Annotated in this window: 7 protein-coding genes; 2 read left to right on the top strand and 5 right to left on the bottom strand. The window is 40.3% G+C overall.

What is annotated here, in order from left to right; all coding sequences use genetic code 11:
* The first annotated feature begins 9 nt into the window (after nt 1–9).
* Complete coding sequence (locus JJN12_RS01860) at nt 10–849, top strand: Rpn family recombination-promoting nuclease/putative transposase (protein ID WP_208428097.1); 840 nt, start codon at nt 10–12, stop codon at nt 847–849.
* Between the two features lie 1,272 nt (nt 850–2,121).
* Entirely contained in the window at nt 2,122–2,937 is an 816-nt protein-coding gene (locus JJN12_RS01855; protein ID WP_208428096.1) for an Rpn family recombination-promoting nuclease/putative transposase, read from the top strand.
* A gap of 1,172 nt (nt 2,938–4,109) precedes the next feature.
* Here the strand turns inward: JJN12_RS01855 and JJN12_RS01850 are convergent.
* The 5 genes from JJN12_RS01850 to gap form a co-directional block, all read right to left on the bottom strand.
* Entirely contained in the window at nt 4,110–7,028 is a 2,919-nt protein-coding gene (locus JJN12_RS01850) for an Ig-like domain-containing protein (protein WP_208428095.1), read from the bottom strand.
* Nucleotides 7,029–7,326: 298 nt separating this feature from the next.
* Nucleotides 7,327–8,820: a threonine synthase gene (gene thrC / locus JJN12_RS01845; RefSeq protein WP_208428094.1), complete on the bottom strand. Its 1,494-nt coding sequence runs from the start codon at nt 8,818–8,820 to the stop codon at nt 7,327–7,329.
* 904 nt (nt 8,821–9,724) lie between these two features.
* Nucleotides 9,725–10,471 carry a triose-phosphate isomerase gene (gene tpiA, locus JJN12_RS01840; RefSeq protein ID WP_208428093.1) on the bottom strand — a complete coding sequence of 249 codons (747 nt, stop codon included), beginning with the start codon at nt 10,469–10,471 and terminating at the stop codon, nt 9,725–9,727.
* Nucleotides 10,472–10,495: 24 nt separating this feature from the next.
* Nucleotides 10,496–11,707, bottom strand: coding sequence for a phosphoglycerate kinase (locus tag JJN12_RS01835; protein WP_208428092.1), 1,212 nt, complete (start codon nt 11,705–11,707; stop codon nt 10,496–10,498).
* Between the two features lie 74 nt (nt 11,708–11,781).
* Entirely contained in the window at nt 11,782–12,807 is a 1,026-nt protein-coding gene (gene gap / locus JJN12_RS01830; protein ID WP_208428091.1) for a type I glyceraldehyde-3-phosphate dehydrogenase, read from the bottom strand.
* Nucleotides 12,808–12,836: the final 29 nt, after the last annotated feature.

The raw sequence follows: 12,836 nt of genomic DNA, 5'->3' as shown, positions 1-12,836 counted from the left end.
AAGGACTATATGCCGACTGATAAGAAATTTGAAAAGTACGCAAAGCTACTGAATCCCATTGATGATTTGATGTTTTGCAAGATGGCCGAACACAAGGAGTTCTGCGAAGAGATTTTAAAAGTTATTCTTGAAGATGAGGGGCTTACTGTCATAGAGGCGATATCTCAGTGGCAGGGGAAGAACCTAAGTGGCCGTTCTGTGGTGCTAGACGCTAAGTGTGTAACAGGTGATGGACGGCAGATTAATATCGAGGTTCAGAAGGCCGATGACGATAATCATCTAAAGAGAGCTCGTTACAATGCTGCTATATTGACAACAAACGTATCTGAAACAGGTAAAAGATTTGATTTCATACCTGATGTGTGTATTGTGTTTATATCGAAGTTTGATATATTTGATGGAGGACTTCCTCTCTACCATATAGACAAGGTGGTTAGGGAGACCGGGCAGGTGATAGAGGATGGTCTTACTGAGATATTTGTAAATACCGTAAATTATGATGGTTCTAAGCCTGCAAGGCTAATGAAGCTATTTACTGAGAATGATGCTTACAACAGTGATGATTTCCCAGTAACTAGTGAACTGAAGTCAATATTAAAGTCTAGCGAAGGAGGTAATAGAACTATGAACGAAATCATTGAGAAGCTTATTAGCGATGAAAAGAGAGAAAGTGAATTACTAGGTGAGAAGCGTGGTAGAGAACAAGGTATAGAAGTAGGTAGGGAAGAAGGCAGGGAAGAAGGTGCAAAAAATATTGCCAAAACGATGATTAAAGAGGGGCTTTCTGCTGAGCTTGTGATGAAATATACTGGGCTATCTGAAGATGTAGTTTTGGCTTTACAGGGCTAATCTTTGATTCATACAGTATGTCTGCATTGTATTTATATCGAAGTTTGATATATTTGATGAAGGACTTCCTCTCTACCATATTAGGTATATAGGGCTTTCTGAAGATGTTGTTGTCGCTTTACAGGACTAAGGCTGGGGTTGCTTATGTTATGGTAGGCTATTAGTTTACTTTTTATCAGTTTTAAAAGAGTGTTATTACAGTTTTTGTGTTCACTTTTATATCCCATAATGCAGGTTTTCTTTTTATGCTTGATACTGTCATAGACACGGTATGGCTTAGATTATTTGTTTTATGGGATTTTTTGATTTCTTGGATACGCTTGCTTATTGTTTTTGGATGCCATCCTAGCCGCACTTTGAATGATGATTTTTAATTTGCTACCCTAGTCACACTTAGAGTAGTAAATTTCAAACTTGTTACACATCTTCATTACCTATGATACTTTCACTTTGAATAATGTTTTTCAAGTTTCTCATCCTAGTCACGCCTAGAATAATAAATTTCAGACTCGCTCCGGCATCCGCTTCGCTTCGCCTAACGCGCTCGCTTAGAATTTATTATTCTATGCTGATTAATTCCTAATAATGAGTATCGCATAATACTGCATTTAGATTCGAAATTATTCCCGAAACAGTAAGTTTTACACTTCATTTTCGATGCCTGCTGACTAGGAGCTCCCTTCTTTTTGCTTTACAAGTGTTTTTCGCTTGATTTTTTGGTTATTTTGTACACTTTTTCTTTAAATCTTTGTGCACTTTGCCGTTGTTTTTTGTTTGGATTTCATATATAATACTTATTGTCGGGGTGAGTTACAATAGTCACTAAGTAGTATTTCTCGAGTCGCTAAGCAGCATTTCTTAGTTACCAAGCTGTATTTCTTAGCTATTATGATTTGCGTGATATATGTATTCAATATGTGATTATATGTGATATGGAGTTCGATGTCTGTCTTTACTGATTGCTATCTTTTCACACTGATAATCATTGCAAAAAGTGTTCAGTTCTTCCTAATAATCACTACAATGAGTACTAAGTTCTCTTTAATAATCACTGCAAAGAGTGTTCTGTTCTCCCTAAATAACCGCTGCGAATAGTGTTCTGTTCTCCGATATCTAACATTAAGCAGTTCTGATTATTGTAACTACCTTTGACTTTAGCGTATCCTGGGTATCTAAGTCTTACTTAGCAGGAAAATCTATTTAATATTTTAACTTCATCTGCTATAATGTCTTTAAGGGCATTATAGCAAACCCAATGAAAGAAAGGACTATATGCCAACAAAGAAAGAACGTGATGAGTATTTAAGGGGCTTAAACCCAATTGATGACCTTATGTTTCGTAAGATGGCTGAACATAAGGAGTTCTGCGAAGAAATCCTGAGAGTTATCTTGGATGATTACAAACTTGTTGTTACTGATAACATGCAGCAGTTTGACATTAAGAATCTGCAGGGGCGCTCTGTAGTATTGGATGCCAAATGTATCACCGGAGATGGACGTTATATCAATATCGAAGTCCAAAAAGCGAATGATGACAACCATCTAAAGAGAGTGCGTTACAATGCTTCGGTGTTGACTGCCAATGTAACAGAGACCGGAAAACAGTTTGAATTTGTACCTGATATCTGTATTATATTTATATCAGCCTTTGATTTATTTAAGGGTAATCTTCCGCTCTACCATGTAAAGAAGGTTGTTGTGGAAACTGATCAGATAATAGATGACGGTCTTACTGAAATATACGTAAATGCAGCTGTGGATGACGGCTCAAAGCTTGCAAAGCTAATGAAAGTGTTTACTAATAATGATGTTTATGATGAAGCCGATTTCCCGGTTACCAGTGAAATCAAGGCTAGGTTTAAAAAGGATGAAGGAGGTACCGTAAAGATGGATGCAACTTTACAGAAATGGATGCAAGAAAGTGAAGAGATAGGGGAGAAACGTGGTGAGAAACGTGGTGAGAAACGTGGCAGAGAGGAAGGTGCTAAAATGATTGCAAAGACAATGATTGAAGAAGGCCTTCCTACCGAACTTATAATGAGGTATACCGGGCTTTCTGAGGATGTAATTATAGCCTTACAGGAATAAGACCGGGAAGACTTGGTTGGCTTATGTTGTGGTAAGCTATTGGTTTTCTTTATTTTCAGTTTTTAAAGAGTGCTGTTACTGCTTTTGTATTTGCTTTTATATCCCATAATACAGGTTTTCTTTCTATGCTTGATACTGTCATAGACACGGTATGGCTTAGATTATTTGTTTTATGGGATTTTTTGATTTCTTGGATACGCTTGCTTATTGTTTTTAGATGCCATCCTAGCCGCACTTTGAATGATGATTTTTAATTTGCCATCCTAGTCACACTTAGAGTAGTAAATTTCAAACTTGTTACACATCTTCATTACCTATGATACTTTCACTTTGTACAATGATTTTCATGTTTGCCAACCTAGTCACGCCTAGAATAATAAATTTCAGACTCGCTCCGGCATCCGCTTCGCTTCGCCTAACGCGCTCGCTTAGAATTTATTATTCTATGCTGTGGGGTTTTGGTATCTTCCTCAAATTCACTTTCTTTTAGCTTCTGGCATTTCTTTGCACCTTCGCCTTTGCCTAATCTTTCCTAGCTCCAAGTGGATTGTATGCTGCAACTGTAAGAAATATGCTCTGCTAGGTGCGCAAAACTCTCTGCTATGGCTTTGTTTTATAATTATAGTTCTAGTCACACTTAGAGTAGTAAATTTCAAACTCGTTACACATCTTCATTACCTATGATACTTTCACTTTTAATAATGATTTTCAAGTTTGCAATCCTATTTTTACCTCTAATACTTTCACTTTGTACAATGATTTTCAAGTTTCCACCCTAGTCACGCCTAGAATAATAAATTTCAGACTCGCTCCGGCATCCGCTTCGCTTCGCCTAACACGCTCGCTTAGAATTTATTATTCTATGCTGTGTGGTTCTGGTATTTGCCTCATATCCGGTTTCTTCCAGCTTCTGGTTTGTCTTTGCACCTTCGCCTTTGCCTAATCTTTCATGGTGCCAAGTAGATTAGGGACTGAAGCTGTTAGAAATGTGCTCTGCCAGGTATACAGAAAATACTATGTTGTGGCTATTTTTCATAATTACAATTTTCTACTATACACAAAAAAGCACCACCGTACCTATGTTGCCATAAATACGGTGGTGCCTATTATTGCTTATTTGAAACTACTAATGTAATCTCTTTACCCTGCAATCTTATGATAAGATAACATCATTATTTAATAACGAAATCATCCTCAAATACATAGCTTGTGCCAGGGAAAGCAACTTTGATTCTAATCTTATCGCCAACAGCGAGCTTTGCAGCTTCTGCTGTATCAATTTTAGCACCGCTTGAACCATTGCTTGTGATTGCTACACCATCTTTAACATTGCTGAATGTTAAGAATGCGGTTGTAGGAGTAGGAGTAACAGTAACACCATACTGGTCTTCCAAATCAAGGGCAGCTAATACTGCAGTTGCATCTATTGCAGCACCATGATTAAGTTCACCATTTGTTCCTTCTTTAATTTCTGCTGATGAAAGAACAGGTGCATCTTTGCTGAACTCATATTCCTGAGTTAAGATTTTACCTGAACCATCTAAGAGCATAATGCTAGCATTTGCCTTACCCTTTGTAGTTCCAACAGGAAGTGTAGCTGGAACTGTGTTATCAATTACCTGATAGTCAGTGTTTGCCTCAAGCTTTACAGCCTTACCATCAATTGTAGCTGTAACCTTAATCTTTGCAGTACTTCCAGCTTTAGCAAGAGGAATCTCAACCTTTATATTTTTAAGGTCTTTTACAGGTGCTGCATTTATTCTGAATGAATACTTGCTTCCTGAAACTTCTACAACTTCTGTTGCACTCTTCTTCTTAAGAAGTGAAAGCTCAACACCAAATGAAGCTGAGATAGCAGGATTTGTTACAGTAGCAGTTACAAGATTAGGGTCTCCAGTTAAAGCTACATTACTACCACTTATAGCACCAAATGATGCTACATAAGTGCCATTTGCATTTGTACCATAATCACTAAATCCATTGTTCTTCTTACCTTCTTCAAGCTTAACTAAGATGTCATAATCAGTACCAAGTGCCTTCTTAACATCGAGATCATCACCATACTGATCCTTTAATGCAATGTCACCAGCCTTGATTGTAAGTGTATTACCAGCACCATCTTTACCAGTAAGTGCTGTAGCAACATCCTTCTTAAGTCCGGCAATCTTTGTAGGAACTCTTGCAGGATTTACTGTAAGTACAGCGTTTCCTACATTGTTAGTCTGAGTTACATAAGATACATACTCTGTAACTGCTCTATCGATGTTTGCATCTGCAACTGGATGGTAAATAAGAACTACCTTGCCATCCTTCTTCTCGAATCTAAGACCCTTCTTACCATTAACTTCTTTACCACCATTAAGTGTTACTCTGCTAAGAATATCAAAGTCTGTAACAGGCTTTCCATCTGCATCTGTAGCTGAGTATGAAAGCTCTGCATCTTCACCAGCTACGATAGTCTTAGGACCATTTCCGATAGAAAGTGTCTTAACCTCTGTAGAAGCTACTACGTTAACCTTAACAGGAGTTGACTGCTTACCACTCTCAAGTGAGAATGCCTGAACAGTAGCCTCACCAGCCATAAGCTTGCCCTGTGTAAATCTATCAAGACCAAATGTCATGTACTCAACGCCGTCAACCTTAATCTGATCAACCTTACCAGTCTTAACCTGAAGACCTGTAGAACCAGCGATGGTTACCTGAAGCTTATCAGCATTGTTCTTTGTACGTCCGTACTGATCTTTTCCTTCGAAAAGAAGTACATAGTCGTTAAGGTCAGCTCTCTCGCTAAGAGTTTTAACGAACTTCTTCTCCTTCTTGTCATATACTCCCTTGAATGAAGCCTCTGAAAGTACAGACTCTCTGCTTACTGTAAGAACAGCATTAGCTGTCTTTCCTGAGTTCTGGTCTACAAGTGTAAGACCAAATGTGCTGCCAAGGATGAATGCGCTGTTATTTGTGAACTCAACTTCACCCTTCTTTGTTACAGGCTTACCGTTTGCATAGATGTTAGCGCCAAGTGGCTGCTCTGTTACATTCTCACCGAAGTTGTCAAGTACCTTGTAGTATGCATAAGCTACCTTATTGTCAGGATCGTTGATACCCTTTAAGATGAGCTTGTCAGCTGGCTCGATAACGATCTTCTCTACTACCTGCTTAACTGCTGTAAACTCAACTGGATCTTCCTTATCGAAAGTAACTGTGTATAATCCAGCAGGAATCTGTCCAACTACTGACTCAAGAGTAGCTACTGTACCAGCCTCGTTAACTTCTACGTTGTCCTTTAAGTTAAGAACGATACCGTTGGTGTTCTTTACTACGTAAGCAGCTGCCTTTGTAGAAAGGTTAGTACCAACTACAGAAATCTTGTTAGCTCTTACCTGCTTAGCATCGAACTTGCCGTTAACCTTAACGTCAAACTTCTCTGTAAGCTTATATTTTACTTTTTTAGCATTTTCAAGTTTATAAACCTGAGCTGAATAAACAGTGATTGATACAGGAGTAGCTGACTTAGCAACACCCTCTACTACAATCTTGTTATTGCCTTCTACATAAGCCTTTGCTACCTTCTCATCTGAAGACTCAACAAAAAGCTTGTAAGTTGTTGCCTTGCCGCCAGCTGCCTTAATCTTCTTTGAGATCTCGTAGTTTACGCCGACTGTTGACTTCTCGCCTTCCTTAACAACTACTGCTGAAGGAGTAAGAGTCATCTTAGATGCTCTTGTTCTAGCGTCGATTGTCATCTTAACGGTAACAGACTTAGTCTTCTTTGTAGCCTTTGTCTTGAAAGAAATGGTAACCCTACCATTCTTACGAGCCTTTACCTTACCGTTCTTGTCAACAGATGCGATCTTAGAGTCGCTTGACTTCCAAGTACCCTTAGAATCCTTAACAACTTTTCCCTTAACTACAGCATCGAAATCTACAACCTGTCCGCCGATGTAGATATTCTTTCTCTTAACAGCACTCTTGCTGTTCTTCTCTACAATCTTATTAGTTGTAGCTGCCTCTGCTCCCTGTGGTGCGTAAAGGGATGTTACCACCATAGCGGTAGCCATTACGAATGAGAGTTTCTTACTGAAATTCTTCATCTTTTTTCTTCCTCCTTAAATTCGGGTTTCCTTATGTCCTGCTTCAAAAGCCTTACTTTCAGTCGCATAGCCGGTACTAAGCGGTGCTTCTTACTGCAAGATTCTTGATTCAGGATATAATCTTTCCAATAACACAACGATTATAACAATAATTTCGCTAAAGGTCAAGCATTCTTATCTTAAGTTTTTATTAAATTATAATCTTATGTTAAAAAGATTACTGACTAAATATTGTTTACAACTCGGATTATAGACCCTGTTTGTGGCAAGTCTATGTCATTTTTATATTTTTTTTGGCTTATTTTAATATTTTTTCTTTTACCAGGGCTTTCATTTCATCTTTGGCGCAGATGTCTTTGTGGATGACTTTCGCATTCTCTATATCACGTGCTGTCTCAGGGAGTTTCTTTCCTGATATTCTTTCAAGTTCTCTTATTTTGTCCCATTCTGATGTAAAGTTCTCTACTTTGTCATTTTCCATGGCTTTTAGTACGCTTCCTGCGAATTTGAACGGGCTTGCTGTGGAGGCTATGAGAAGCTTATTATGTGAAGTATTCTTATTTCTATATTCATTTGCCACAAATGCCGCAACTGCTGTATGGGTATCTATGACATAGCCTGTCTTGTCAAATACTTCTTTAATTGTATGAAGTGTATCTTCTTCTGTGGCAAATCCTGCTTCAAAGTCAGTAAGCTTATCTGCCATGGCTTTGTCTATGGTGTATCTGCCTTCATTTACCAGTTCACTCATAAACTTAGCGTTTTTAGCCGCATCACAGTCGCAGAGTTTGTATATCAGTCTCTCTAGGTTGCTTGATATGAGTATGTCCATACTTGGTGATATGGTGAGGGTGAACTCCCTGTCTCTATCGTAGGTGCCTGTCTTAAAGAAGTCAAAGAGTACCTTGTTGGTGTTAGAGGCGCAGATGAGCTTGCCAAGCGGAAGTCCAAGCTCTTTAGCAAAGCTTGCCGCAAGGATGTTGCCGAAGTTGCCTGTAGGCACGCAGACATCAAGAATTTCACCCGGACTAAGCTTCCCCTCATTAAGCAGCTTCACATAGGCATATACATAGTAGACTATCTGAGGTACAAGTCTTCCTATATTTATGGAGTTGGCTGATGAGAATACATAGCCCTTTTCTTTTAGCTCTGCAGCGAGAGCTTTGTCGGAGAAGATGGCCTTTACTCCGTTTTGCGCATCATCGAAGTTGCCCTCTATGGCTACTACCGAGGTATTCTTTCCTTTTTCGGTAACCATCTGCTGTCTCTGAAAGGGGCTGACACCGTCTTTTGGGTAAAATACTATGATGCCTGTGCCCTCCACATCTGCAAAGCCTGCAAGGGCAGCCTTTCCTGTGTCTCCTGAGGTGGCTGTGAGGATGATGATTTTCTCCTTTAGCTCGTTTTTCTCTGCTGAGGTAACCATAAGATATGGAAGTATGGAGAGTGCCATATCCTTAAAGGCTAAGGTAGGTCCATGGAACAGCTCCAGATATATAAGTCCGTCTGCTTCTTTCATAGGAACTATTTCTTCTGTATCGAATTTGCTGTCATAGGCTGAGTCTATGCAAGCTTTTAGTTCTTCCTCGGTGAAGTCAGTAAGGAAGAGCTTCATCACTTCGTAGGCTATTTCTCTATAGTTAAGTCCTTTAAGTTCCGTAAGGCTCTTATCAAGCTTTGGGAAGGTCTCAGGTACATATAGACCGCCATCAGGTGCTATTCCACGTAGGATAGCCTGTGAGGCTGTGACCTTTTCTTTATCTCCTCTGGTGCTAACGTATTTGATATCCATGTTCTACCTCCTTATTTTGTCTTGTATGATAGCATTTATGAGGGGAATTGGCAAGATAGATATGGAATAATCCTGATATTATTTTGTTATAATGAGATAGGAATATATATGACAAAATCGAACGTATGTGTTATAATATAATCGTTGCCTCTCCCACTAGGCATAGAAGGGAGGTGAACTCGTGGATAATTTAATATCTTTTATAATCTCTGTCATGGCAGGTATAGTTGCAAACTATATCTGCAAATGGCTGGACAGAGAGCATAACAAAGGCAGCCAGCCTAAAAAGGACTAAGCCACCTTTATAAAAAATGGAATAGAAAAACTCGAAGCTGCAGACTTCGAGTTTTTCGTTTTTTTGAACTCATGGAACACTTAATAATCTTTTATGTTCACAATTATAACCTATTAAGGCTAAGAAGTCAAATCATTATCTCATGTGACAAAATCGAACATATGTGTTATAATATAATCGTTGCCTCTCCCACTAGGCATAGAAGGGAGGTGAATTTCATTGGAAATCGTTACATCATTTTTAATCTCTGTCATAGCGAGTATAGTAGCTAACTATATAAGCAAATGGCTGGACAGAGAACAGGAAAAAGGCGACCAGCCTAAAAAGGACTAAGCCACCTTGACGGAATAGAACACCCTAGAGTTGCAGCTCTAGGGTGTTCGCTTTTTGAATTTCATTGGGTTCGTTACAACTCTAATGCACATATATTATAACTCATAACCGTCCTTAAAGTCAAGTATTGCTAATATCAAGGATCAGAACACCCTAGAGTTGCAGCTCTAGGGTGTTCGCATCTTATTGGATACATATTTTCTTTTTGCCTATGTGTATTATATCTCACAGCAATGTAAAAAGTCAAGTGTTGTTATTATAACGGAATAGAACACCCTACTTATAATTTACAATCTGACCAAAGTCAGCCTTAAGGCTTGCACCACCTACGAGTGCTCCATCAATGTTTGGCTTGGTGAAGAGCTCTGCTGCATTGCCTGCATTTACAGAACCGCCGTACTGGATACGTACCTTCTCAGCTGTAGCATCATCATACATCTCTCTTATGCAGTCACGAACAGCCTTACAGATTTCTTCAGCCTGGTCACTTGTAGCTGTCTTTCCTGTACCTATAGCCCAGATAGGCTCATAAGCTATTACAAGCTTAGCTACATCAGTGGCTGCCACATCCTTTAAGTCTGACTTAATCTGAAGTCTGATAAAGTCAACCGCTATGCCCATTTCTCTCTGTTCAAGGGTCTCACCGCAGCAAAGTATAGGGGTGATGCCTGCCTCAATAGCCTTCTTTACCTTTTTGTTAAGGAGGACATCATCTTCCTTAAAGTAGTCTCTTCTCTCGCTGTGACCGATGATTACATATTCTACGCCTGCATCCTTAAGCATGGCTGCTGATATCTCTCCTGTGTAAGCACCGCTCTCTTCGAAGTACATGTTCTCAGCACCAACCTTGACATTGGTGCCCTTCACTGCCTCTACTACAGGAACGATGTCGATAGCAGGTACGCAGTACACTACATCTACCTCGTCATTTTTAACTAAGTCTTTTAACTCATTAACTAATGCAACTGCCTCACTAGGAGTCTTGTTCATCTTCCAGTTGCCTGCTATTATTTTTCTTCTCATTGTGTTAACCTTTCAAAAATTTATTTATTTATCGTTAGCAGCCGCAACGCCCGGAAGCTCCTTGCCCTCAAGGAATTCAAGGGAAGCACCGCCACCTGTAGATATATGGCTCATCTTGTCGCCAAATCCCATCTGGTTAACTGCTGCCGCAGAATCTCCGCCACCGATGATGGTAGTAGCATCTGTCTCTGCAAGTGCCTTTGCTACTGCAAGTGTACCTGCTGCAAGTGTAGGATTCTCAAATACTCCCATAGGTCCGTTCCATACTACCGTCTTGGCGGTCTTTACTTCATTTGCAAAAAGTTCAGCACTCTTAGGGCCGATGTCGCAGCCTTCTCTATCTGCCGGAAGGTGGTCTGAATCATACACTTCTACCTCTACAGGTGCATCTATAGGGTTAGGAAAGTCCTTTATGGTAACTGAGTCAACAGGGAGAAGGAGCTTCTTGCCGAGCTTTTCTGCCTTTGCAAGCATTTCCTTACAATAGTCTATCTTATCATTGTCAACCAGTGAAAGTCCAATCTCCTTGCCCTGAGCCTTGAGGAAGGTGTAAGCCATACCACCGCCGATGATGAGGGTGTCACACTTCTCAAGAAGGTTGTTGATTACGTTGAGCTTATCTGCTACCTTGGCACCGCCAAGTATGGCTACAAATGGGCGCTTTGGATTCTCTACTGCATTGCCGAGGAATTCGATTTCCTTGTTCATAAGATAGCCAACAACGCAGGTATCGATGTACTTGGTTACTCCTACGTTTGAGCAGTGCGCTCTGTGGGCTGTACCAAATGCATCATTTACAAATACATCTGCAAGGGAAGCAAGTTCCTTGGAGAATTCTTCGCCGTTCTTGGTCTCTTCTGCTCTGTATCTGGTGTTCTGAAGGAGAACAACATCCCCATCCTTCATAGCTTCTACTGCCGCCTTAGCGTTAGGACCAACTACTTCGTTGTCAGCAGCGAACTTGACAGGCTGTCCTAAAAGCTCTGAGAGCCTAACTGCTACAGGAGCAAGTGAAAGCTCAGGCTTTGGCTCTCCCTTTGGTTTGCCAAGGTGTGAGCAGAGTATAACCTTGCCTCCGTCAGCTATGAGCTTCTTGATAGTAGGAAGTGCTGCTACAAGACGGTTCTCGTCTGTTATCTTTCCATCTTTAAGTGGTACGTTGAAGTCACAACGAACCAATACTCTTTTGCCCTTTACATTGATATCGTCAACGCTTTTCTTATTTAATCCCGCCATTGTTTTTCTCCTTATGTAGTTATTATAAAAAAAGCCACCGAGAGCCATTGCCCCCGGCGGCTTAACCGCGTGTTTTATTTCACAAATTTCTCGAAGTACTTAATTGTTCTAACCATCTGTGATGTGTATGAATTCTCGTTATCATACCAGGAAACTACCTGTACAAGATAAAGTCCGTCACCAGCCTTTGATACCATAGTCTGAGTAGCGTCAAAGAGTGAGCCGTAGGTCATACCTACGATATCAGAAGAAACTATCTCGTCCTCGTTGTATCCGAAGGTCTCAGGGTCTGATGCCTTTTTCATAGCTGCATTGATGTCTTCCTTTGTAAGTTCCTTGTCGCTCTTTACTACTGCATAAAGAAGAGTTGTTGAACCTGTAGGAACAGGTACTCTCTGCGCAGAACCGATGAGCTTGCCGTTAAGCTCAGGGATAACAAGACCGATAGCCTTAGCTGCACCTGTGCTGTTAGGAACGATGTTAACTGCTGCTGCTCTTGCTCTTCTTAAGTCTCCCTTTGGATGAGGTCCGTCAAGTGTCATCTGGTCACCTGTGTAAGCGTGGATAGTTGACATGATACCGCTCTGGATAGGAAGGAAGTCGTTAAGTGCCTTTGCCATAGGTGCAAGGCAGTTTGTTGTACAAGAAGCTGCTGAAATGATGTCATCATCAGCCTTAAGGCTCTCGTGATTAACATTATATACGATAGTAGGAAGATCGTTGCCTGCAGGAGCTGAAATAACTACTTTCTTAGCACCGGCATTGATGTGTGCCTGTGACTTCTCTTTGCTTGTGTAGAAACCTGTACACTCGAGTACAACATCTACTCCGAGCTCTTTCCAAGGAAGGTTGTTTGCGTCCTTCTCTTTGTATATCTTGATTGTCTTGCCATCTACAGTGATGCTGTCTTCTCCTGCTGTAACCTTATCAGCAAGTGCATACTTACCCTGTGATGAATCGTATTTGAGAAGGTGAGCGAGCATCTTAGGATCTGTAAGATCGTTGATAGCTACGATTTCAGAACCTTCATGTCCGAACATCTGTCTAAATGCAAGACGACCGATACGACCAAAACCATTGATTGCAACTTTAACTGCCATTTTTAAATCCTCCTAATTTATATGTTTAT

The sequence above is a fragment of the Catonella massiliensis genome (genome assembly GCF_016651435.1).
GTDB lineage: Bacteria > Bacillota > Clostridia > Lachnospirales > Lachnospiraceae > Catonella > Catonella massiliensis.
The sequence above is the reverse complement of the archived record's forward strand: the minus strand, read 5'-3'. Positions and strand labels throughout refer to the sequence as shown.